This is a genomic window from Enterobacter sp. YSU (assembly GCF_016082135.1).
In the GTDB taxonomy this organism is placed as follows: domain Bacteria; phylum Pseudomonadota; class Gammaproteobacteria; order Enterobacterales; family Enterobacteriaceae; genus Enterobacter; species Enterobacter hormaechei_C.
This window is the reverse complement of sequence record NZ_CP059487.1, coordinates 3,970,414-3,993,458: the sequence shown is the minus strand read 5'-3', so window position 1 is coordinate 3,993,458 and position 23,045 is coordinate 3,970,414. Positions and strand designations below refer to the sequence as shown.

25 protein-coding genes and 1 pseudogene are annotated in these 23,045 nt (G+C 53.1%); 11 read left to right on the top strand and 15 right to left on the bottom strand.

Translation table 11 applies throughout. The features are described from left to right. Positions 1 to 26: 26 nt before the first annotated feature. Together H2Z33_RS19180 and H2Z33_RS19175 are read right to left on the bottom strand one after the other, a co-directional pair. Positions 27 to 785, bottom strand: coding sequence for an alpha/beta fold hydrolase (locus H2Z33_RS19180; RefSeq protein ID WP_063134625.1), 759 nt, complete (start codon positions 783 to 785; stop codon positions 27 to 29). An 86-nt stretch (positions 786 to 871) separates the two neighbouring features. Further along, positions 872 to 1,045: a GhoT/OrtT family toxin gene (locus H2Z33_RS19175; RefSeq protein WP_003856960.1), complete on the bottom strand. Its 174-nt coding sequence runs from the start codon at positions 1,043 to 1,045 to the stop codon at positions 872 to 874. 243 nt (positions 1,046 to 1,288) lie between these two features. Between H2Z33_RS19175 and H2Z33_RS19170 the strand changes: the two genes are divergently transcribed. Genes H2Z33_RS19170 through H2Z33_RS19160 form a run of 3 tightly spaced genes read left to right on the top strand, consistent with a single transcriptional unit; the run spans position 1,289 to position 2,182 of the window. Further along, positions 1,289 to 1,615: a DUF1971 domain-containing protein gene (locus tag H2Z33_RS19170; RefSeq protein WP_023303799.1), complete on the top strand. Its 327-nt coding sequence runs from the start codon at positions 1,289 to 1,291 to the stop codon at positions 1,613 to 1,615. Between the two features lie 27 nt (positions 1,616 to 1,642). Beyond that, a complete protein-coding gene (locus tag H2Z33_RS19165) occupies positions 1,643 to 1,996 on the top strand; it encodes a DUF1971 domain-containing protein (RefSeq protein ID WP_003856958.1) in 354 nt (117 codons plus the stop codon). Positions 1,997 to 1,999: 3 nt separating this feature from the next. Further along, positions 2,000 to 2,182: a DUF1869 domain-containing protein gene (locus H2Z33_RS19160; protein ID WP_003856955.1), complete on the top strand. Its 183-nt coding sequence runs from the start codon at positions 2,000 to 2,002 to the stop codon at positions 2,180 to 2,182. Positions 2,183 to 2,217: 35 nt separating this feature from the next. Here H2Z33_RS19160 and patD read toward each other — a convergent pair whose 3' ends face one another. From patD to H2Z33_RS19145, 3 genes are all read right to left on the bottom strand, one after another. Then, positions 2,218 to 3,642 carry an aminobutyraldehyde dehydrogenase gene (patD, locus tag H2Z33_RS19155; RefSeq protein WP_017693362.1) on the bottom strand — a complete coding sequence of 475 codons (1,425 nt, stop codon included), beginning with the start codon at positions 3,640 to 3,642 and terminating at the stop codon, positions 2,218 to 2,220. 138 nt (positions 3,643 to 3,780) lie between these two features. Continuing rightward, on the bottom strand, positions 3,781 to 5,205 hold the full coding sequence (locus tag H2Z33_RS19150; protein WP_017693361.1) for a PLP-dependent aminotransferase family protein: 1,425 nt from the start codon (positions 5,203 to 5,205) through the stop codon (positions 3,781 to 3,783). Between the two features lie 82 nt (positions 5,206 to 5,287). Next, a complete protein-coding gene (locus H2Z33_RS19145; RefSeq protein WP_017693360.1) occupies positions 5,288 to 5,476 on the bottom strand; it encodes a hypothetical protein in 189 nt (62 codons plus the stop codon). Between the two features lie 393 nt (positions 5,477 to 5,869). Here H2Z33_RS19145 and H2Z33_RS19140 point away from each other — a divergent pair, with 393 nt between their 5' ends. From H2Z33_RS19140 to hslJ, 4 genes are all read left to right on the top strand, one after another. Next, positions 5,870 to 7,264, top strand: a complete 1,395-nt coding sequence (locus tag H2Z33_RS19140; RefSeq protein WP_032103603.1) for a cytochrome ubiquinol oxidase subunit I — start codon at positions 5,870 to 5,872, stop codon at positions 7,262 to 7,264. A gap of 5 nt (positions 7,265 to 7,269) precedes the next feature. Continuing rightward, positions 7,270 to 8,280: a cytochrome d ubiquinol oxidase subunit II gene (gene cydB / locus H2Z33_RS19135; protein ID WP_062937805.1), complete on the top strand. Its 1,011-nt coding sequence runs from the start codon at positions 7,270 to 7,272 to the stop codon at positions 8,278 to 8,280. Then, positions 8,280 to 8,408, top strand: a complete 129-nt coding sequence (locus H2Z33_RS19130; protein ID WP_017693358.1) for a DUF2474 domain-containing protein — start codon at positions 8,280 to 8,282, stop codon at positions 8,406 to 8,408. Before cydB ends, H2Z33_RS19130 begins: the two co-directional genes overlap by 1 nt. Positions 8,409 to 8,531: 123 nt before the next feature. Further along, complete coding sequence (hslJ, locus tag H2Z33_RS19125) at positions 8,532 to 8,969, top strand: heat shock protein HslJ (protein ID WP_015570436.1); 438 nt, start codon at positions 8,532 to 8,534, stop codon at positions 8,967 to 8,969. Between the two features lies 1 nt (position 8,970). Here hslJ and H2Z33_RS19120 read toward each other — a convergent pair whose 3' ends face one another. Further along, positions 8,971 to 9,237, bottom strand: coding sequence for a DUF333 domain-containing protein (locus H2Z33_RS19120; RefSeq protein WP_063134627.1), 267 nt, complete (start codon positions 9,235 to 9,237; stop codon positions 8,971 to 8,973). Between the two features lie 270 nt (positions 9,238 to 9,507). Between H2Z33_RS19120 and nifJ the strand changes: the two genes are divergently transcribed. Both nifJ and ompC read left to right on the top strand, forming a co-directional pair. Then, a complete protein-coding gene (gene nifJ, locus H2Z33_RS19115) occupies positions 9,508 to 13,032 on the top strand; it encodes a pyruvate:ferredoxin (flavodoxin) oxidoreductase (protein ID WP_063134628.1) in 3,525 nt (1,174 codons plus the stop codon). Positions 13,033 to 13,418: 386 nt separating this feature from the next. After that, positions 13,419 to 14,546: a porin OmpC gene (ompC, locus tag H2Z33_RS19110; RefSeq protein WP_017382260.1), complete on the top strand. Its 1,128-nt coding sequence runs from the start codon at positions 13,419 to 13,421 to the stop codon at positions 14,544 to 14,546. Between the two features lie 33 nt (positions 14,547 to 14,579). Here the strand turns inward: ompC and H2Z33_RS19105 are convergent, their stop codons facing one another. The 3 genes from H2Z33_RS19105 to H2Z33_RS23520 all read right to left on the bottom strand — a co-directional run bounded on the left by H2Z33_RS19105 (position 14,580) and on the right by H2Z33_RS23520 (position 15,553). Beyond that, a complete protein-coding gene (locus H2Z33_RS19105) occupies positions 14,580 to 15,002 on the bottom strand; it encodes a GFA family protein (RefSeq protein ID WP_032653714.1) in 423 nt (140 codons plus the stop codon). Between the two features lie 2 nt (positions 15,003 to 15,004). Beyond that, entirely contained in the window at positions 15,005 to 15,202 is a 198-nt protein-coding gene (locus H2Z33_RS19100) for a hypothetical protein (RefSeq protein ID WP_000790642.1), read from the bottom strand. A gap of 219 nt (positions 15,203 to 15,421) precedes the next feature. After that, on the bottom strand, positions 15,422 to 15,553 hold the full coding sequence (locus H2Z33_RS23520; protein WP_017693355.1) for a hypothetical protein: 132 nt from the start codon (positions 15,551 to 15,553) through the stop codon (positions 15,422 to 15,424). Between the two features lie 70 nt (positions 15,554 to 15,623). On the opposite strand from H2Z33_RS23520, the pseudogene H2Z33_RS19095 reads away from it, so the two are divergent. Beyond that, positions 15,624 to 15,821, top strand: a pseudogene (locus H2Z33_RS19095) (tyrosine-type recombinase/integrase); the annotation flags it as partial. A 49-nt stretch (positions 15,822 to 15,870) separates the two neighbouring features. Further along, positions 15,871 to 16,806, top strand: coding sequence for a tRNA 2-thiocytidine(32) synthetase TtcA (gene ttcA, locus H2Z33_RS19090; RefSeq protein ID WP_063134629.1), 936 nt, complete (start codon positions 15,871 to 15,873; stop codon positions 16,804 to 16,806). 43 nt (positions 16,807 to 16,849) lie between these two features. Here ttcA and dbpA read toward each other — a convergent pair whose 3' ends face one another. The 6 genes from dbpA to H2Z33_RS19060 form a co-directional block, all read right to left on the bottom strand. Next, positions 16,850 to 18,223 carry an ATP-dependent RNA helicase DbpA gene (gene dbpA, locus H2Z33_RS19085; protein ID WP_047717456.1) on the bottom strand — a complete coding sequence of 458 codons (1,374 nt, stop codon included), beginning with the start codon at positions 18,221 to 18,223 and terminating at the stop codon, positions 16,850 to 16,852. Positions 18,224 to 18,280: 57 nt separating this feature from the next. Next, positions 18,281 to 18,427: a hypothetical protein gene (locus H2Z33_RS19080; protein WP_275427718.1), complete on the bottom strand. Its 147-nt coding sequence runs from the start codon at positions 18,425 to 18,427 to the stop codon at positions 18,281 to 18,283. 280 nt (positions 18,428 to 18,707) lie between these two features. Next, on the bottom strand, positions 18,708 to 19,691 hold the full coding sequence (zntB, locus tag H2Z33_RS19075; RefSeq protein WP_017382256.1) for a zinc transporter ZntB: 984 nt from the start codon (positions 19,689 to 19,691) through the stop codon (positions 18,708 to 18,710). 90 nt (positions 19,692 to 19,781) lie between these two features. After that, positions 19,782 to 20,912 carry a methyl-accepting chemotaxis protein gene (locus H2Z33_RS19070; protein ID WP_080459221.1) on the bottom strand — a complete coding sequence of 377 codons (1,131 nt, stop codon included), beginning with the start codon at positions 20,910 to 20,912 and terminating at the stop codon, positions 19,782 to 19,784. A 297-nt stretch (positions 20,913 to 21,209) separates the two neighbouring features. After that, on the bottom strand, positions 21,210 to 21,698 hold the full coding sequence (locus tag H2Z33_RS19065; RefSeq protein WP_063134632.1) for a hypothetical protein: 489 nt from the start codon (positions 21,696 to 21,698) through the stop codon (positions 21,210 to 21,212). 28 nt (positions 21,699 to 21,726) lie between these two features. Beyond that, the gene (locus H2Z33_RS19060) at positions 21,727 to 23,043 is read right to left on the bottom strand and encodes a VasL domain-containing protein (RefSeq protein ID WP_063134633.1); all 1,317 of its coding nucleotides are present in this window, start codon (positions 23,041 to 23,043) and stop codon (positions 21,727 to 21,729) included. Positions 23,044 to 23,045 lie beyond the last annotated feature (2 nt).

Sequence of the window (23,045 nt, the reverse complement as noted above, 5' to 3'; positions counted from 1 at the left end):
AGCCCGCAGCAATGCGGGCTACCCCTTCATGAGCCGTTTATGAAGCCAGACAAAGCCTGAGCCAACGCTGACGGGTTTTCCCAGGACATTGAATGGCCCGCATCAGGGATAATTTTTACAGCAACGCCGTTTTGTTGCAGGCGATTAAAATCGTCATCAGGCAGGGATCGCTCACCAAAAACTAACATTACCGGGCAGCTCAATGACAAGAACAGGTGTGCCCAGTCAGGTTTAACGCCCTCGACCAGGCTTGTTGCGCCGCGCCAGACGACCCAGGGGGCATTGCTTTGAAGGCTTCCAGCCCACGGCGACGTTTCCGCCCGCAGCATGTCATCATAGCCCTGTTCCAGAAAATGTTGTTCCGTTTGGGCCGCAATTGCTCGGCTGAACATCCCGCCACCCGCATGAAAATTGGGTTCAGACACTATCAGGCCCTTAACGCGCGACGTTAACAGCGTTGCCGTTTCGATCGCGATACTCCCCCCCATGCTATGGCCATAGAGCCAGAGACTATCCAGGCCGAGATGGTTTAACAGTTCAACCACCACCTGCGCCTGTTCACTCGTGCGATAACGGTAGTTGTCAGGTTTATCACTGTAGCCGCTACCGGGAAGATCGATCAGAATGGCTCTGCGCCCCCCGAAACGGGTATCACAGACAATACGAGGATATTCATATGACGATGCGCAGCCCAACCCGTGGATAAACACAACCGGGTCACCGAAACCGGGAAGATCCTGCCAGCGCACAGTGCAGCCTGCTTGCTGCGAATAGAAACTGTTCATAAGCACTCCATGTATGACGGACTGTATATTTATACAGCCTCAATGTATGGAATGCTATGGCTGGATGCCGATTCTGGAAGCGTGCTTCAGAAAAGAGAGATCAACAGGGCAACAGGAAAGCTCATCGGCCAGGTGGAACCCACCAGGAATGCGCTCAACAGGCGAATACGTTTACGATCTTTAGACAGGAACCAGGTGATTAATGCGCAGATGGAGGCCATGATTGCGTAGAACACCAACATCTTTTGATACAACGTCATTCTGTTTACCTGAGCCGAAAAATAACCGCACGCAATATGCGTCATATGTTGACACAGATCAAGTTTTTTCGTTACATCATAACCACTTAAATACTAAGGATAATAACAACTGAGTACCTTGTGTAACAACGCCGGGTAAAGCAAAACGGTTATTATTGATAAGATGCAAATTAAATGCACTTTTTGATAAATCCATCCCCTGAGAAAGCAGTTTAATAACAGCAGGCTTTTAAGGGAGGAAACATGCTACGCATTCCGCAGAGTTGCATTCACACCCGTTCCACGCCTTTCTGGAACAAAGAAACGGCCCCCGCCGGCATTTTTAAACGTCACCTTGATACGGGCACGCGTCCGGGCGTTTACCCTCGCCTGTCGGTGATGCGTGGCGCAGTGCGTTATCTGGGCTATGCTGATGAATTTACCTCTGAGCCTGACAGCGAGCTCGTCATTGAAGCGGGTCGTTTCGGCGTTTTCCCGCCAGAGAGATGGCACCACATTGAGGTGATGACCGACGACACCCTGTTCAATATTGAATTCTTTGTTGAACCTGAGGTGCTTAAGTCCCTTTAAGCGCCCGCCAACATGAAGGAAACTATGATGTTACGTATTCCTGAAAACTTTGTTCATACCCGCTCGACGCCGTTCTGGAATAAAGAGACCGCCCCAAAAGCGCTTTTTACCCATCACAACACCAAAGCCGGCGTGTACGGTCGGTTATCCGTCATGCAGGGTGCAGTGCGTTACTTTGGCTTTGCCGATGGCGACGCCACCGAACCCGATCTGGAAGTGGTCATTGAGGCCGGTTCTTTTGGCATCTCCCCACCCCAAAAATGGCACCGCATTGAGCTACTGACCGACGACACCTATTTTAATATCGACTTTTTCGCGGATCCTGCCGTCACGCTCAGCGGTGCGGGCATCGGTAAAGTGGTCAACACGCATAAGGAGTAAATAATGGGTAAGGCTACCTATACCGTGACCGTCACCAACAACAGCAACGGCGTGTCGGTGGATTATGAAACAGAAGCGCCAATGGAGCTGTTGATCCCGGACGTCGCGGCAGATGTCGTGAAGGATCTGGTGAACACCGTTCGCGCCTACGATACGGAAAATGAACACGAGGTCTGTGGCTGGTAAGCTGAATCGCCCGGCACTGCGCCGGGCATGAGGGTTTAGTGTTTGATCATTACATGCCGGACTACCGTGTAATCCTCAAGTCCGTAGACCGACATATCTTTGCCATAACCGGATAACTTCATCCCGCCGTGCGGCATTTCGCTCACCAGCATAAAATGGGTATTGACCCAGGTGCAGCCATACTGCAACCGTGCGCTGAGGCGATGGGCGCGTCCGACGTCTTTTGTCCAGACGGACGAGGCCAGGCCGTATTGCGAATCGTTGGCCCAGTTCAGCACCTGCGCTTCATCCTCAAATTCTGTCACGCTGACCACCGGGCCAAACACTTCTCGCTGGACGATCGCATCTTCCTGCTTCGCCCCGGCCAGCAGCGTTGGCTGGAAGTAATATCCTGCCCCCTCTCTTTTACTGCCACCGGTGACGACGCGGATATGTCCAAGGGTTTTGGCTTCGTCCACGGCAGCACAAACGCGGGAAAGATGCGCTGCGGAGCTGAGCGGGCCCAGCTCGGTTGACGCATCGTCCGGCGCGCCCATTTTCAGGCTGGCAACGGCTGCGCCCAGCTTTTCGACCAGCGCGGGGTAAATCCCCTTCTGGGCATAGATACGACAGGCTGCGGTACAATCCTGACCAGCATTGTAGAAACCAAACGTACGCACGCCTTCAACCACGGCATCCAAATCTGCATCGTCAAAGACAATGACCGGGGCTTTTCCGCCCAATTCCATATGGGTACGTTTAACTGAAGATGCGGTATGCCCGATAATATGTTCTCCGGTAGCAATAGAGCCGGTGAGAGAAACCATACGGACTTTTTCGTGGCCGGTCAGCGGATCTCCTACGGTTTTTCCGCGACCAAACAGCACGTTCAGCACACCTGGCGGGAAGATATCTTTCGCCAGTTCCGCCAGCTTCAGCGCCGTCAACGGGGTAATTTCAGACGGCTTGATGACGACACAGTTTCCCGCCGCCAGCGCGGGCGCCAGCTTCCACGCCGCCATCATCAGAGGGTAGTTCCAGGGCGCAATAGAGGCGACAACGCCAACCGGGTCGCGGCGGATCATTGAGGTATGTCCTTCGAGGTATTCTCCGGCAGCCAGCCCGTTCAGGCAGCGGGCGGCCCCGGCAAAGAAGCGAAACACATCGACCACGGCCGGGATCTCATCTCCCTGAACACAGTGCAGCGGTTTCCCGCAGTTAAGGGACTCCACTTTTGCGAACGCGTCAGCGTTGGCTTCTATCACATCAGCCAGTTTCAACAGACATTCGGCGCGCGTTTTCGGCGTCGTTTGTCCCCACTCTGTGAACGCGCGATCGGCAGCCTGGACGGCAGCGTCCACCTGTGCTGCCGACGCTTCAGCAATCTCCAGCAGCACTTCACCCGTGGCAGGATTATAAACCGCCTGCTTCTCACCTTCGCCGGTCACCAGTTCACCATTAATCAGCAATTGATTTTGCATAGCATCGTCCTGTTGAAATCGACATTGTTTTCGCGTCAGCACACGTTCTGGCGGGCAGAAACGTGACAACGTCACGTTACCAATCCGCGCTCCCTTACTAAAGGTAGACCGCGCGTCATGTCGCTTCAGGAATTTTCATCAAGGTGTGACTGGGTGCAGCATCATTTCGCGGATTAACCCCGCCAGCTGGACGACCGCCTGCTCCTCCCGCTCGCCCCAGCCCCATGAGGTATTGAAACGGAAAAACGGTGTCCAGATATTGGAGGTGGAAAACATCTTGCCGGGCGCAATGCTGATTTGATGGGTTAACGCCTTCTCACTCAACCGCCCCGCATCCAGCTGTTCAGGCAGTTCAAGCCATAAAAAGTAGCCGCTGTCGTTATGATGGATTTTGACGCCGGCAGGCATATGACGCAAAAGCGATTGCCAGGCCTGCTGTTTGCGTTCAGCAAGCGTGCGTCGCAGGCGACGAAGGTGGGCGTCGTAACGTTTGGTCGCCAGGTAATCCACCAGCGCCAGCTGCATGGGAGAGCTGGTGGACAACGTACTCATCAGCTGCAACTGCTGAATACGGCGCGCATGTTTTCCCGCCGCCACCCAGCCAATACGGAAACCGGCCACCAGACACTTGGAGAATGAGGAGCAGTGCAACGTCATATCCTGCTTATCCCAGGCCTTTGCCGGAAGCGGCTTTTCACGGCCAAAGTAGAGTTCGCTGTAAACATCGTCTTCAATCAGCGTGACGTTATGCCGGGTGAGTAAGGCCACCAGCTGAGCTTTCTTCTCTGCACTCAGCGTGAAGCCGAGCGGGTTCTGACTGTTGGTCATCAGCCAGCAGGCTTTCACCGGATAATCATTTAACGCCTGCTCAAGGGCACTGAGATCGATGCCCTCACGCACGTCAGTGGCAACCGACAGCGCTTTCAGTTTCAGACGTTCAAGCGCCTGGAGTGCACCATAAAAACAGGGGTTTTCAACGATAACCCAGTCCCCTGGTTCAGTCACAGCCTGCAAACTGAGGTTAAGCGCCTCAAGCGCGCCCGCGGTGATCACAATTTCATCCGGGGAGATATTCATTCCCTGCTGAGCGTAGCGGCGGGCAATGGCATGACGTAAGTCGACGTTACCCGGCGGCAGGTTTTCGATCACGCTCATGGCGGTAGCCGTTTTGCTGACGTTAGCCAGCGATCGGTTGAGTTGCTGAAGCGGGAAAAGGCGCGGATCGGGAAACGCCGAGGCAAAAGGGACAACGGAGGGGTCGCGGCTGGCCTGTAGCACGTCGAAAATATAGGTGTTGATGTCGACCACTTCATCGCGCATCACCTGCGCGGGCGGTGCAGGCTGGTGTGTGGTCGGGCGGGCGGCAACGTAATAGCCTGACTGCGGTCTGGCAACAATGCGCCCCTGACTTTCCAGCATCTGATACGCGTGGCCCACGGTCATAAAACTCATGCCGCTGCTTGCCACCTGCTCTCGCAGAGAAGGCAGCTTATCGCCCGGCAACCATACGCCAAGCTCAATCTGCGAGATAATTTGTTGCGCCAGACGCTGGTATTTTTTCATCAGATTCTCCTTATTGCTGACAGTGTATATCAGCAGGAGAAAAAGAGAAGATTTTGCTAACTGTTATAGGAAACGCGGCAGATTACTTGCGGTACTCTGTAATGTGATTCTGAGCAGAACGCGCTGCGGCCAGGTGGTCGAGCGTGATCATCGACGATTTGCAGAAAATGCATTTCGCGCCGAACGGATTTTTGTCAGACACATCAAAAGCTGAGGTGCGGTACTGCGAGCCATGACAGCATGGGCAGCGGAAATGGATATAAGAAGTCATAGGATTCTCCTGTAAACGTAAAAACGTAAATTACTCATGAGCCGATCAGGCAATAAATGGTTCGATACAAAACTAATCGGAATGTAGATAAAGACCCAAGAGAGGCTGCGGAGAGGCACAACGTGATGAGAACTGCTTTATAAAACTACGTCAGATATTTATTTGGATTCAAAACCAGAAATCCATTAACGCATGTTGCTGGCGACAAAGCAAGCTGTTTAATGCGTAAAAATCATAAAAAGAAATTTTTTATTCTTCCTTGTTACCTATATCAGCCAGATAAAGTTCAGCTTTTCCCACAACTGTTATAGATAAATTATCGATTTCTGCTTCTGATATCTCACTTGCCGCCTCTCTATCATAACAGTACACCGTTTAACATTGAGGCAGTGCATGTTTGGTCCAGATGCGTTTCATCTTGCGCGAATACAGTTCGCCTTTACCGTATCCTTTCATATTATTTTTCCGGCGATAACCATTGGCCTGGCGAGCTATCTCGCCGTGCTGGAAGGGCTGTGGTTGAAAACAAAAAATCCCGTCTGGCGCTCGCTGTACCATTTCTGGTCGAAGATCTTCGCCGTCAACTTTGGGATGGGTGTGGTCTCCGGCCTGGTGATGGCTTATCAGTTTGGCACTAACTGGAGTGGGTTTTCCCAGTTCGCGGGCAGTATTACCGGCCCCCTGCTGACCTATGAAGTGCTTACCGCGTTCTTCCTTGAGGCGGGGTTCCTCGGGGTAATGTTGTTTGGCTGGAATAAGGTCGGGCCGGGGCTGCACTTCTTTTCGACCTGCATGGTCGCACTGGGAACCCTCATGTCTACGTTCTGGATCCTCTCGTCAAACAGCTGGATGCAGACACCGCAAGGGTATGAAATCATCAACGGTCAGGTCGTTCCGGTGGACTGGTTTGCCGTGGTGTTTAACCCCTCCTTCCCTTACCGCCTGCTGCACATGTCGATAGCGGCATTTCTCAGCAGCGCGCTGTTTGTCGGTGCTTCCGCGGCCTGGCATTTGCTGCGCGGAAACAATACGCCCGCTATTCGCACCATGTTTTCCATGGCGTTGTGGATGACGTTGATCGTGGCCCCAGTCCAGGCGCTGGTGGGGGATATGCACGGGCTTAACACCTTAAAACACCAGCCAGCGAAAATAGCCGCCATAGAAGGCCACTGGGAGAATCCGCCGGGTGAGCCTACCCCACTGCTGCTATTTGGCTGGCCGGATATGGAGCAGGAACGGACCCGTTTTGGCCTGGAAATTCCCGCTCTCGGCAGCCTGATCCTGACCCACAGTCTCGATAAACAGGTTCCGGCATTGAAAGAGTTCCCAAAAGAAGATCGCCCGAACGCCACCATTGTCTTCTGGTCTTTCCGCATCATGGCCGGCCTGGGAATGTTGATGCTGCTCCTGGGCGTGACGGCAATCTGGCTGCGTTATAAACAGCGCCTTTATACCTCACGTTCCTTCCTGTGGTTTGCCCTGCTGATGGGGCCGTCCGGGCTGATCGCGATCCTCGCCGGATGGGTAACAACGGAGGTCGGCCGCCAGCCCTGGGTCGTCTATGGTCTACAGCGTACAAAGGATGCGGTTTCCGCGCATGGCGATCTGCACATGAGCGTCAGTTTGCTGGCCTTCTTCGTGGTTTATACCGCAGTATTCGGCGTGGGTTACAGCTATATGGTGCGTCTGATTAAAAAAGGGCCGCAGCCCCATGAATCCTTCGCGACTGAATCCGATGGCCGCCCTGCTCGTCCGCTTTCTGCCGTCACCACTGAATTTAAGGAGTAACCGTAATGGGTATCGATCTTTCCATTATCTGGTTCGTGATTATCGTTTTCGCCACGTTGATGTATATCGTGATGGACGGTTTTGATTTGGGGATAGGCATCTTGTTTCCGGCAACGCCGAATGCGGACGACCGCGACGTGATGGTCAATAGCGTGGCTCCCGTCTGGGATGGCAACGAAACCTGGCTGGTGCTTGGCGGTGCGGCCCTGTTTGGCGCCTTTCCTCTCGCCTATGCGGTTATCATCGACGCGCTATCCATTCCACTGACAATAATGCTGATCGGGCTTATATTTCGTGGCGTCGCCTTCGAATTTCGCTTCAAGGCCACTCCGGCGCACCGCCCGTTCTGGGATAAGGCCTTTATTGGCGGATCAATTGTGGCGACCTTTAGCCAGGGCATCACCGTCGGCGCGGTCATCCATGGGTTCAGCATCACTGGTCGCGCTTACAGCGGTGGTCCGTTTGACTGGTTTACCGCGTTCAATTTTTTCTGCGGTGCGGGTCTTGTAGTGGCTTACGCGCTGCTAGGTTCAACGTGGCTGGTAATGAAAAGCGAAAATGCCCTGCAACAGCGGATGCGTCAGGTATCGAAAGTGCTTCTGCTCCTGCTTCTGGTATTCATTGCAGTAATCAGTATCTGGACCCCTCTCGCCCAACCAGCTATTGCTGCGCGCTGGTTTACGCTGCCGAATCTGTTTTATCTGCTGCCCGTTCCTGCGCTGGTTGCGATCCTGAGTCTGTGCCAGTGGCGCTGCCTGAACGATCCTGCGAGCCATACTCTGCCGTTTGTTATGACATTAGGGCTGGTTTTTCTTGGCTTTAGCGGGCTTGGGATCAGCATCTGGCCGCATATTATCCCGCCGGACATTACCCTGTGGCAGGCCGCTGCGCCAGTCCAAAGCCAGGGCTTTATGTTAGTGGGTGCACTGTTGATCATTCCCGTGATTCTGGTCTACACCTTCTGGAGTTATTACGTTTTTCGCGGAAAAGTACAGCATGGGGAGGGTTATCACTGATGCAACAACCTGTATGGAAACGTTTGATGTGGCTTGCCATCATCTGGGGCGGCAGCGTTCTGGCGCTGGCCTGCGTAAGTATGCTCTTTAAAATGCTGATGGCCGCAGCCGGATTTAAATCGCACTAACTCACTGACCGGGTGCGCCGCCGCCCGGTCCCTTCCCGCACTTTCAGATAAACCCCATTAACACTCAGGAGGGTATGGTTACACTGAAAAAATATTTACGGTATTGATAGTTTGAGAAAAAAAATGAAAAAGCTCGCGGCAGTAAGTTTAATCAGCCTCGCACTGGCTGGATGCGTTAATCCTGGTAAAGCCTCCGTTCAGACCGAACAGCTAGAGAATCATCGTTTCGTTCTGGAAAATGTGGATGGCAAAGCGGTTAAAGGCGGGAAAACCCAGCCTGAAATTCGCTTCAGTGCGCAACCCAATATCAGCCTGATTAACAACATTGTCGTCTCCGGCACAATGTGCAACGGCTTCAACGGCCAGGGGAAACTGTCCGAAGGAGAGTTGACGGTCAAAACGCTGGCAATGACGCGGAAACTCTGCACCGAGCCGCAGCTAAATGAACTGGATCAGACCATCGCCGATATGCTACGCACAGGCGCACAGGTAGACCTGACCGAAGACCAGTTAACCCTGGCGACAGCCAATAAGACATTGATGTTTAAGCGAGTTGAATAACTCAGTAGCTTCCGCACGAACCTACGGCAAGCGACTGCTCACTACAGCGTTTGCCATTTGGCAATGCGCACATGCCGATGGCGGAGCCATCGAGCTGACGGGCAACGGAGAGTGAACCGCCGATCATTGCGCAGTTGGCCTGACCTGAACTGGACATCGCCGCCCGCATACCTGGCGTAACGTGTGCCGCTGACGCCTGCTGTACAGGTTCATTGCTGCATGCCGACAACAGTAACGCGGCACATCCGACCCAAAATGCTGAACGCATACCTTCCTCCCCATAATTAACGCGAAACCTATGCATAATAGGCATCACGCGACGCATCGTCGAGAGCGGATGTGCGTATTTATGCGCCCTGGTAACAATTTCTCGCAATTTTTTAACACGAATAGCCTACGAGTCATTGATACAGCGCATACCAAGGACACAAAAGCGAAAATCGTAAAACCTGAGCTTTGCTAAAATACACAGATAATATTCAGGGTCTGTCGTCGTTTTACAGGCCCCTCTTTTTGCGCAATGTAAGGGTGTTGTCCTATGCAAACTATTGACGGCAATGGTGCAGTCGCGTCTGTTGCGTTTCGTACCAGCGAAGTGATCGCTATCTACCCCATCACTCCCAGCTCCACGATGGCTGAACAGGCTGACGCCTGGGCTGGTAATGGGATAAAAAACGTCTGGGGCGATGTCCCGCGGGTTGTAGAGATGCAGTCCGAAGCCGGTGCCATTGCCACCGTGCATGGTGCGTTGCAGACCGGTGCCCTGTCGACCTCGTTTACGTCGTCTCAGGGGCTGCTGTTGATGATCCCCACGCTTTACAAGCTGGCAGGGCAATTAACGCCATTCGTGTTGCACGTCGCCGCACGCACCGTAGCCACTCACGCTCTCTCTATTTTTGGCGACCACTCAGATGTGATGGCCGTGCGTCAGACCGGCTGCGCTATGCTCTGCGCCAGCAGCGTGCAGGAAGCGCAGGACTTCGCGCTGATTTCGCATATCGCCACGCTGAAAAGCCGAGTGCCATTTATTCATTTCTTCGATGGTTTCCGTACGTCCCACGAGATCAATAAAATCGTTCCGCTACCGGACGACACTATTCTTAATCTGCTGCCGCAGGCTGACATCGATGCGCATCGCGCTCGCGCCCTCAATCCGGAACATCCGGTGATCCGGGGTACCTCTGCGAACCCGGATACCTATTTCCAGTCCCGCGAGGCGACGAACCCGTGGTACAACGCGGTCTATGAGCACGTTAAACAGGCGATGGACGATTTTGCCGCTGCGACGGGCCGCAAATATAAGCCGTTTGAATATTACGGTCATCCGCAGGCCGAGCGCGTGATCGTCCTGATGGGCTCCGCCATTGGCACCTGTGAAGAGGTGGTTGATGAGCTATTGACGCGTGGTGAAAAAGTTGGCGTGCTCAAAGTTCGCCTCTACCGTCCCTTCTCAGCGAAACACCTGCTCGCAGCCCTGCCGGATAGCGCGCGTGCAGTGGCGGTACTGGACCGCACCAAAGAGCCTGGCGCACAGGCTGAGCCACTTTATCTGGATGTGATGACCGCTCTGGCTGAGGCGTTTAACCGCGGTGAGCGCGAAACGCTGCCACGCGTCATTGGCGGGCGTTATGGATTGTCTTCCAAAGAGTTCGGACCGGAGTGCGTCCTGGCGGTATTTGCTGAACTCCGCGAGGCAAAACCGAAGCCGCGCTTTACGGTCGGCATTTATGATGACGTGACTAACCTTTCTCTCCCCTTGCCGGAAAACACCCTGCCCTCGACTGCGAAACTGGAAGCGCTGTTCTACGGTCTGGGTAGCGACGGCAGCGTCTCGGCAACCAAGAACAACATCAAAATTATCGGCAACTCTACGCCGTGGTATGCGCAAGGGTATTTCGTCTATGACTCCAAAAAAGCGGGCGGACTGACCGTCTCCCACCTGCGCGTCAGCGAACACCCGATCCGCTCGGCATACCTGATTTCTCAGGCGGATTTTGTTGGCTGTCACCAGCTCCAGTTCATTGATAAATATCAGATGGCCGAGCGCCTGAAGCCCGGCGGTATTTTCCTGATCAACACCCCTTACAGCGCCGACGAGGTCTGGGCACGCCTGCCCCAGGAAGTGCAGGCGGTGCTTAACCAGAAACAGGCGCGCCTGTATGTCATTAACGCCGCGAAGATCGCCCGCGAATGCGGCCTGGCGGCGCGCATCAATACGGTTATGCAGATGGCGTTCTTCCACCTGACCAATATTCTGCCGGGCGACAGCGCGCTGATGGAGCTTCAGGGTGCAATCGCCAAAAGCTACAGCAGCAAGGGTCAGGAACTGGTTGAGCGCAACTGGCAGGCGCTGGCGCTGGCCCGCGAATCGCTGTTCGCGGTGCCGTTGCAGCCGGTCAATGCCAGCAGTCCGAACCGGCCGCCAGTGGTGTCTGACGCCGCCCCGGATTTCGTCAAAACCGTCACGGCGGCGATGCTTGCCGGACTGGGCGACACCCTTCCCGTCTCTGCGCTTCCGCCTGACGGAACCTGGCCGATGGGTACGACCCGCTGGGAAAAACGCAACATTGCCGAAGCGATCCCTATCTGGAAAGAAGAGCTGTGCACCCAGTGCAACCACTGCGTGGCGGCCTGCCCGCACTCCGCCATTCGCGCCAAAGTGGTGTCGCCAGAAGCGTTAGATGGCGCGCCGGAAAGTTTGCACTCGCTGGATGTAAAATCCCGCGATATGCGTGGTCAGAAATATGTCCTACAGGTGGCGCCGGAAGACTGTACCGGCTGTAACCTGTGCGTCGAGGTGTGCCCGGCGAAAGATCGTCAGGACCCGTCAATCAAAGCCATCAATATGATGTCGCGTCTTGAACATGTTGAAGAAGAGAAAGTGAATTATGATTTCTTCCTCGACCTGCCCGAAATCGATCGCAACAAGCTGGAACGCATTGACATTCGTACCTCGCAGCTCATCACCCCGCTCTTCGAGTACTCCGGGGCGTGCTCCGGCTGCGGCGAAACACCGTATATCAAACTGCTCACTCAGCTTTACGGTGACCGAATGCTGATTGCCAACGCGACGGGCTGCTCGTCAATCTATGGGGGTAACCTGCCGTCTACGCCATACACCACCGACGCGAACGGTCGCGGCCCGGCGTGGGCAAACTCGCTTTTCGAGGACAACGCAGAATTTGGTCTGGGATTCCGTCTGACGGTCGATCAGCACCGCGCCCGCGTAATGCGTCTGCTGGCACAATTTGCCGATAAGATCCCGGCAGAACTGAATGATGCCCTGCATGCGGAGGCCACACCTGACGTTCGTCGCGCGCAGGTTGCTGAACTGCGCAACGCGCTTCAGGGTGTTGAAGGGGCTGAACAACTCCTGACTGATGCTGACGCGCTGGTTGAAAAATCTGTCTGGCTGATCGGCGGCGACGGGTGGGCCTACGATATTGGTTTCGGCGGTCTTGACCATGTCCTGAGCCTGACCGAAAACGTCAATATTCTGGTGCTTGATACTCAGTGCTATTCCAACACCGGCGGACAGGCCTCGAAAGCAACGCCATTGGGGGCGGTCACGAAATTTGGTGAGCACGGCAAGCGCAAGGCGCGTAAAGATTTGGGCGTCAGCATGATGATGTATGGACACGTCTACGTCGCGCAGATTTCGCTGGGGGCGCAGCTCAACCAGACGGTGAAAGCCATTCAGGAAGCGGAAGCGTATCCAGGGCCGTCGCTGATTATCGCCTACAGTCCGTGTGAGGAGCATGGCTACGATCTGGCGCTCAGCCACGACCAGATGCGTCAGCTCACCGCAACCGGCTTCTGGCCACTGTACCGCTTCGACCCGCGCCGTGCCGATGAAGGGAAATTGCCGCTGGCGCTGGATTCGCGTCCGCCGTCAGACGCCCTTGCCGAAACCTTACTTCAGGAGCAGCGTTTCCGCAGGCTGAACGCTCAACAGCCAGAAGTGGCAGAGCAGCTATGGAAGGATGCGGCAGCGGATCTACAGAAGCGGTATGACTTCCTGGCGCAACTGGCGGGGAAAGCCGAAAAATCGACCAGCGAATAACCTGTATGCCCGGCTTGTCCGGGCATTTTTTTGCCAAAAAAAGCCCGATGCACGTGCACCGGGCGAATCCAGAAGATCGGTGAAAATTGCCTCAATGTTCTGAACAATATTCACGTGAATTATGGATGAAAAAATCTTAAAGGCATATAACGGCGTGAAGGTTACCTTGTTTTCCACGTAATTAATAATTTTTATTTTGTATTGATTATAATAATTCATTCATGGCATCAATCGTTATTTCTACCGCATCATTTGGTTTAGATTTTACTTAACCCGTAACAATTATATTTTATTCATTCGCCGTCAGAGTGATTTAGCATGGGACAGCTTTCCAGCCCGGAAAGTTCACGAAGTAATAAAAAAATAACTGCAAAGGAATAATCAAAATGCAAAGAAAAGTACTGGCACTGATGATCCCCGCTTTGTTAATGGCTGGCGCCGCTCACGCAGCTGAAATTTATAATAAAGACGGCAATAAACTGGATCTGTATGGCAAAGTAGATGGTCTGCATTATTTCTCTGACGACGCGTCTAAAGATGGCGATCAAACCTATATGCGACTGGGCTTCAAAGGTGAAACCCAAATCAACGACATGATGACTGGCTTCGCACAATGGGAATACAACATTCAGGCAAACAACACCGAAGGGTCTGACAATCAGTCCTGGACGCGTCTGGCCTTCGCGGGTGTGAAGGTGGGCGATTACGGCTCCTTCGATTACGGCCGTAACTATGGCGTCCTGTACGACGTTGAAGGCTGGACCGATATGCTGCCAGAATTTGGTGGCGACTCTTATACTTATGCCGATAACTTTATGACCGGTCGTGCAAACGGCGTGGCTACCTACCGTAACACCGACTTCTTTGGTCTGGTGCAGGGTCTGAACTTCGCGGTGCAGTATCAAGGTAATAATGAAGGTAATAACTGCGACGAGAATTTCTGCTCTACCAATGAAGGGACCAACAACGGTCGTGATACACGTCATGAAAATGGTGACGGTTACGGTATATCCGCAACCTACGATTTCGGCATGGGCTTCAGCGCAGGTGCGGCATATACTTCATCTGACCGTACCAACGATCAGGTAAATTACACTACTGCGGGCGGCGATACTGCGGATGCATGGACCGCAGGTCTGAAATACGATGCCAACAACATTTATCTGGCGGCAATGTATTCCGAAACCCGCAATATGACGCCGTACGGCGACAATGCAGATGCGGTGGCAAACAAAACCCAGAACTTCGAAGTCACCGCACAATATCAGTTCGATTTCGGTCTGCGTCCGGCTATTTCCTATTTACAGTCCAAAGGTAAAGACCTGGGCAATGGCCAGGACGATAAAGATCTGGTGAAATACGCTGACGTCGGTGCTACCTACTATTTCAACAAAAACATGTCCACCTATGTTGATTATAAAATTAACCTGCTGGATGAAGATGATTCGTTCTACAAAAACAATGGCATCGGTACGGATGACATCGTAGCGTTAGGTCTGGTTTACCAGTTCTAATCCCGTTAGCCCGCAGCGATCTGCGGGCTAATTTTATCGCTGTTTCGCCTGTTCTTTGCGGAAAGAGAGATAGCCAATTACCCCGCTGTCGCCATCCATAGGGTGATTTACTCCATCCATTACCGCCACTTCCGGGAAGTCGAATGGCGTGACATTTTCCAGACAGGCGACATTCACACCATATTCATTGGGATTGGAACGTCGTTGATGGAACGTGTAAATACCGCAAATCGAACAGAAGAAATGGCGCGCCGTGCCGGTGTTGAAACGGTACTCTGTGAGCGTGTCCGCGCCCTGCGTCACCTTAATGCCCGTCAAAGGCGCTGAAACCACTACCGCCCCACGCATCCTGCAAAACGAGCAGCTACATCGACGTGCGGTATTCAGGCCGTCCGTCAGCTCAACCGTAAATTTCACCGCCCCACAATGACACTGTGCATGACGAATATCAGCCATTGTTATACTCCTTTTCTCACTAATTCAGCCGCTTTTAAAAAGACCTCATCTTCGACACCATCCCCCTTCTGCCTGCCGAGCCTTACCAGCTCAGCGACAATACTTTCACGGTTGATGATCTTCTGGGATGAAACCAGCCCGATAACGGCGGCACCAATCGCCAGCCCAACTAATCCTGTCTGCTCGTCTTTATTTTTCATAGAAGCGCTCCCTTGTCCCCCTCAAAAGCGTAGCAGGAGAAATGTAAAACGCGCTGGTACGCGGGAATGAGATCCGTGCTTTATCTCAGCTGTTCGCCAGGCAAAACAGTAGGGGTTCTGAGCGGTTATCAGACAACGTTGAAGAGGACAACATGAATAGCGGTGCGCATAGAGAGGCCGAATGGGTGTTAAAACCGCCTTCGAAAAGGCGGCAGGTCATTACTCTGGATCTTTATCGCCTGATTCAGGCGCTGAGCCAGGATCATCTTTCGGTTTTTTTCCATCCTTGTCCGGGTTATCCGGGCTGGGATTATAATCAGGATGGTCACCATTAACGGGACGGTCAGTCATTTTCACCTCCGTTTTTACTGCGTAAGCTGTAAGTGTAGACAACCCTTCAGTCTTAACCAAACTTCTCCTGTGGAGCTCATTTGTAAATCGTGCTGGCATTCGGCGCTGCAATCCGTACCATACACGACACACTTTCGCATGCTGGTTTTTACCGGTAGCCGCAAACCCGTCTTTTATCGCTAACCAGATGGGGCACGTACATGCGCAGATGGTGTATGAAATCTATGCTACATGGATAGAAGAGATGAACACGAAGCTGACGCTTTGAAATCGTTTTCCTCACCCTGTGCCCCATTTGAGATCTGAGTAACGAATAGATGCAACAAAATCAAGAAATTAACAAGAAAGAACAGTACAACCTGAATAAACTGCAAAAGCGACTGCGCCGTAACGTGGGCGAAGCCATTGCAGACTTCAACATGATTGAAGAAGGCGATCGCATCATGGTCTGCCTGTCGGGCGGTAAAGACAGCTACACCATGCTGGAGATCCTGCGCAATCTACAGCAAAGCGCACCGGTGAACTTTTCCCTGGTCGCGGTTAACCTCGATCAGAAACAGCCGGGCTTCCCGGAGCATATCCTGCCGGAGTACCTTGAGAACCTGGGCGTTGAGTACAAAATCGTAGAAGAGAATACCTACGGCATTGTTAAAGAGAAGATCCCAGAGGGCAAAACGACCTGCTCGCTCTGCTCACGTTTGCGTCGCGGCATTCTGTACCGCACCGCAACCGAACTGGGCGCCACCAAGATTGCGCTTGGTCATCACCGGGACGACATTCTGCAAACGCTGTTTCTGAATATGTTCTATGGCGGCAAAATGAAGGGAATGCCACCGAAGCTGATGAGCGACGACGGCAAACACATCGTGATCCGCCCACTCGCCTACTGCCGCGAGAAAGACATTGGGCGTTTCTCCCAGGCCAAAGCCTTCCCTATCATTCCGTGCAATCTGTGCGGCTCACAGCCGAACCTGCAACGTCAGGTCATTGGCGACATGCTGCGTGACTGGGATAAACGCTATCCGGGCCGCATCGAAACCATGTTCAGCGCCATGCAGAACGTGGTGCCTTCGCACCTGGCCGACGTTGAACTGTTCGATTTCAAAGGGATTAACCACGGTTCAGAGGTGGTGAATGGCGGGGATCTGGCGTTTGACCGCGAAGAGATCCCGATGCAGCCTGCTGGCTGGCAGCCAGAGGAAGAGGATGCGCAATTCGATGAACTGCGCCTGAACGTGGTAGAAGTCAAGTAACCTGGCAGCGTCTCAGATATCGTTTCTGAGACGCGTTTTAAGCTTATTTGAGCAGTCGAACGCGGCAGGTCTTCCCTTTAATCTTCCCGCCCTGCAACTGCTTCCAGGCCTTATGCGCAACCGACTGGCGAACCGCTACGTAGACATGCGCAGGATGGACCGTGATCTTGCCAATATCTGCCCCGTCGAGACCGATATCCCCAGTTAACGCCCCCAGAACGTCACCGGGACGCATTTTGGCCTTTTTACCGCCGTCGATGCACAAGGTGGCCATTTCCGCCGCCAGCGGAGCGATGCTGATATTACCAGGGGTATTCACCCAGTTGAGTTTCAGTTGCAGCATTTCCGCAAGAATATTGGCGCGCTGCGCCTCTTCAGGTGCGCAGAAGCTGATGGCGAGACCACTGTTACCTGCACGCGCGGTACGCCCGATGCGGTGGACATGCACTTCCGGATCCCATGCCAGTTCGAAATTCACCACCAGCTCAAGCGATTTAATATCCAGGCCACGGGCCGCAACATCCGTTGCAACCAGCACGCGTGCGCTGCCGTTAGCGAAACGCACCAGAGTCTGATCGCGATCGCGCTGTTCCAGATCGCCATGCAGCGATAATGCGCTCTGTCCGGCATCATTCAGAGCATCGCACACCGCCTGACAATCTTTTTTGGTATTACAGAACACCACGCAGGACGCTGGCTGGTGTTGGCTCAGCAATTTTTGTAGCAGTGGAATTTTGCCCTGCTGCGATGTCTCGAAGAACTGCTGCTCAATCGCCGGTAACGCATCGACAGTATCGATTTCAATGGTCAGCGGGTTCTTCTGCACGCGCCCGCTGATCGCTGCAATCGCCTCTGGCCAGGTGGCAGAAAATAGCAGCGTCTGACGCGTGGCTGGCGCAAAGCGGATCACTTCGTCAATCGCATCGCTGAAGCCCATATCCAGCATGCGGTCAGCTTCATCCATCACCAGCGTTTGCAGTGCATCGAGTGAAACAGTGCCTTTTTGCAGGTGATCGAGCAGACGGCCCGGCGTTGCCACAATGATATGCGGCGCGTGCTGAAGGGAATCGCGCTGCGCTCCGAACGGTTGCCCGCCGCAGAGCGTTAAAATTTTAGTGTTAGGCAAAAAACGCGCCAGACGACGCAGCTCACCCGCGACCTGGTCGGCCAGCTCGCGCGTCGGGCAGAGTATCAGGGACTGGGTCTGAAACAGGGTTGCATCAATGTGTTGTAACAGGCCTAGCCCGAATGCAGCCGTTTTTCCACTGCCGGTTTTCGCCTGCACGCGCACGTCACGGCCTTCAAGGATAGCCGGCAGCGCGGCGGCCTGGACAGGGGTCATAGTGAGGTAGCCCAACTCATTCAGGTTAGTCAGTTGGGCTTCAGGCAGAACGTTCAGCGTGGAAAAAGCGGTCACAATATACTCTCGTGGTAATGATTGCAGTCAGATGGCGCGTATCCTCGCAGATCTGCGCTAACGATGCGACAATTTAATCGGTTCTTCATCGGGCGGCGGATCCGGCATCGGCTGCGGACGTGGGACAGGATCGGGTATCGGCGTCGGATCGGTGGGCACTGGATCGGACTGCCAGGTGTTAAGGCGTTGCAGGGCAAGTAGCATACTCATCTTTTCCTCCAGATTAGGGTGCTTACTCCTAAAGGGTAGACGCAGATAAACAGGAGGCAAAAAAAAGCCGACTATGAAGTCGGCGTCGTACGAATCAATTGTGCTATGCAGTAATTCAAAAAAAGGAAGTAAGACAATATGGAGCGCAACGCCCATCGCTTGACGTTGCATTCACCTGCGGGAGTAATATTGCACCTAACATGGTCGGAGTTTATTGACTTCGCTCAATTAAAATGTCGTTTTGAAGCCGACTCTGCCTCAGAAAAGCGTAAATTTACAGCCATTTACTACGATGCAACCACCATGCAACACCCCCAATCAAAACCACTAACATGACGCAAAACGTGGTGAAGCCATAGTGATATTCACCGCCGGGGATCCCTCCGAGGTTTACGCCAAACAACCCCGTCAGGAAGGTACTCGGTAAAAAGACCATCGCCATCAGCGACATGGTGTACGTTCTCCTGGCTAACGACTCCTGCATCACCTGGGCTATCTCATCCGCCATGACTGCCGTTCTGGCAATACATGAGTCAATCTCGTCCAGTCCACGTCCGAGCCGGTCAGCGATATCCTGCATTCTGCGGCGCTGATCGTCGTTCATCCAGCTCATGCGTTCGCTGGCCAGCCGCGCATAAACGTCGCGCTGAGGGGTCATATAGCGGCGCATCACGATGAGCTGCTTACGCAGCAGCGCCAGAAAACCACGTGGGGGGATTTGCTGATCGAGCAGGTTATCTTCCAGATCGATGATTTTATCGTGAAGTTCTTCTATAAACTCGCTGGCATGATCGGTCAGCGCATCACACACATCCACCAGCCAGCTGCCGCAATCCGTAGGCCCCGTGCCCTCTTTCAGATCGTTAATGACATCATCCAGCGCCAGCACTTTTCTCTGGCGGGTGGAAACAATCAGCCGTTCATCCATATAAACACGCATTGCCACCAGCTGATCCGGACGCTCATCCGTACTGCCGTTTATACAACGCAGCGTAATTAACGTCCCCTCACCCATCCGGCTTACGCGGGGTCTGAGACTTTCTCCCGCCAGCGCATCCCGAACGTTGTTGGGCAGTAGCGGCGTGGACGCGAGCCACTCGGCGCTGTCCGGGTGCGTGTAGTTGAGGTGCAGCCAGCATGGATGTTCGCTGTCGATGTGATCCTGATCTTCAAGCGGCCTTGCGCCGCCTTGTCCATCAAACACCCATGCAAAAACTGCGTCAGGTACGTTAACCTCAGACCCTTTAATGCTCTCCACAGCGCCTCCACCGTTTTATCTCTTTCGGTGTCAGTCTAGCTTTCGCCGAGGGTTAAGCAATAATTATGTGAGGCATCGTCCTGAATACGTTCAGGAATTCACCGCCCATTCGCGGCTTCTTAACGCATTGTCAGTCTGGAACTCATTTTCCAGACGGAAATTACGTGTTCGTGTCTGGAGCTCAATCACCTGATTGCGCAGCACATCTGACGATCCATTGAGTTCCTCAACCATCGACACGTTGCTCTGCGTTACGCGTTCAAGCTCTGATAATGCCTGCGTAATTTGTGAAATACCTTTTTCCTGTTCTGATGTTGAGGCGGATATTTCATCCATCAGTCTGCTCACATTGCCCGAACCGGTAACAATGTCATGCATGTTTTTTTCGGCTTCAGAGACCACGTTAACGCCCTGCGTCACGTTATGGCTGGTAACTTCAATCAGTGACTTAATATTTTTTGCCGCTTCGGCGCTACGATGCGCCAGGCTTCTCACCTCACCCGCGACCACAGAAAACCCTTTACCATGGTCGCCCGCTCTTGCCGCTTCAACGGCGGCGTTAAGCGCCAGAATATTGGTCTGAAAAGCGATACCGTCAATCAGCGAGATAATCTCTGTCATTTGCTGGGCGCAGTCGGTAATCGACTGCATATTGTTCGCGACCTGCCCCATTAATTCTCCGCCTTTACGCGCCTGTAACGTCGCGATATTCGCCTGCTCGCTGGCTAAACGGGTATTGTCGGCATTATTTTTTGTACTTGCAGCCATCTCTTCCATGCTGGCTGCCGTTTGCACCAGCGAAGCTGACTGCTGTTCTGTTTTGACGGAAAGCTGCGCGCTGCGTGAAGAGAGTTGATCAGACAGGGTCATCGCGGTTTGCGAGGAGGCGCGGATCTCACGGACCAGCGTTGCAATGTTGTTGGAGAGACTGTTAATCCCCGGGATCAGTCGTCCCGCACAGTTGTTGCCAAATTCAGGTATCAACACGCCAAGTTTGCCTGACGTTACTTCTTCAATACTTTTTTTCACCGTATTGATCGGCGTCACAAGATATTTTGTCATGTACGCCCAAAGCAAAAATAAAGCGATGAATTGTACAATTATGACTGCAATAAAAAGCGAAGAATTTCGTGAAAATAGCGCTATAACTCCATCACTTACCAAAAATACACATAAAAGGAAATAGATAATGAACGTTCTGACACTAATATTTCTTAGCATACGTTTTCCTGGGACATTATATTTTGGTTGGCATTAAGGGTTATAGCATTGCCATACAAATTTGTCCTCACGTTCGTCGCTGGTTTGTTGTTTTGCAGTTTGATTTGCGCAGTTTTACTTAAGGCGGATAAAAAGCATGTTTTACGCTAAATATCTGGCTTGTCGTTGGGTTGCTGATACCCCTTCCATAACGGTAATTATATATTTAAGGAGGGGTACTGTAGGTCGCCGTTGTTTAGTGGCGCTTAATAAGTTAACGTAGTTAATACGCGTTCCTCTCGTTAGAGTGGCTTACGTTCAGGCCAGACAGTCGATAGTCTGGAAAAAACGGTCCTCTGTCATGAGGATATTCTCTTTTGGACTTTGATGCCCGCGACGAATATACCAGCCTGTTTCAGGCGCCATGCTTAAATGGAATATCCTCGCCCCCGACAGACTATCGGGGACATTAATACTCATCGTCACACACCCCTTCTCCGGCCCGCTGATCACCTGTTCTGGCATAATGGTGACGCTGCGATCCCCATTTTGCAAAATGATCGTCGTAATGGCATAACGACATATACCGCTACTGAGGCTGTAGCCAACCGTACTTAAATCGGTGATATGTTTTTTAGATAAAAATATTTCAATACCAGAACCTTCAAACCATGTAATGATTTGCTGCGCAAGATCCTCCATCCGCTCACAAAACGCCCTGACTTCGGCCTCAGCCGTATTAACATAGATCGGTTTGTCCCCGATGCTCTGCTGCACTTTCTTAAAAAAACGCTCTCTTGCTGACATGTCAACTCCGTGTTTTTCGCCAGTCTCATTATTCTTTTTGGTGCTTCAGCAAGGCATAGCTGGCAATCAACTGCTGAAGATGCTGTTCGGCTTGGTTTAGCTGCGCTGCTGACACGGGTTGCCCGGCAGGTAAAATGGAAAGCAGACGAAGCTGCTCCTCAAGCGGAACGGTATGGCTGAAGGACTGCGACATGGCAAACACGGCTGATTTCAGTTCGCTGACCGTCATGTACTTCCCCTTCTGTTCATCCAGCGCGTTTAGCCTGTTCGTCAACTGCTGTAACTGCGTCATTCCCTGATGCCAGCCATTCAGCTCTGACTCTGCAAGTCCGGCAACGCTAATCTGCTTGTGCCACTGTTGCGCCAAGGGTTTGGCCTCTTCAGGCCACAGCGTCAGCGCCTGCTGCACCAGACGGTCGCCGTAGCTTACTGCCCAGTCTGGTTTCAGGTGTAAAAGCTGCGCTAACAGCTGCTGTGTCTTGCTGATCCCCGGTTCAGGTGGCGGTGACGTTTGTTGCAGCGCCTGCAACTGTGCTGTAGAGAGTCCATCAGGTAAAGGAGTCAGGGACGCGGCCAGCTGAGTTTGTACTGAATCTGGCGCATGCATCGTCTGCCATCCCACTGCGACAATGCTGGCTGCCGCCAGCATGAACAACATACCCGCAGCAAATGGCTTCCACTGCTTCACGGGTACAGGAGGCTCTTTATTCGGCAACGGCTCGGGCTGAACCACATAAACCCATTTACAACGCTCTGTCGGTTCTGTGAGGTGGAGTTCAGCGGCCCCCACCGCGTTACCCGGCAGACTTACGCCCGTATTTTCGCTGTTTTCCAGACGCACTGCTGCGTTCTGCATCATCGTGCGCAGAGCATCAAGCTGAGCAGCATGCTTAAGTTCGAGGCGCTGCAACATGTCACTCAGAGCCTTCAGATTCTCCTCAGCCTGATAAAGCTGCCCTAAATCGGCATACGTCAACGTCAGCGTTCTCACCACCTGTTGCAGGCGTTTGCTCAGTGCATTGAGGATTTCAACTCGCGCATGGACAGGCTGTGGCCAGAGGCTACCCCACTGACGGACGACCAGTGCAGCCAGTAGCGCCAGCCCTTCATTCATACCATAGAGGCCGGCAAGATGCGTGCGGGCGAGCGTATACCAGGCAGCCGTTTGTAGCTCCACACCGTTATGCTCGAACAGTGACAGACAGAGCGTTTCCGCGTGTTGCCAGTTAACATCCGGGCGTGCCGGATGGGTGAGCTTGTTCATTTCGTCGCGCAAGGCAGCGTAATCCGCAAGCGTGCGCGGATCCCCGCCGGTTTTAAGTTGGCGTTCAGAATTTATTGTCATAA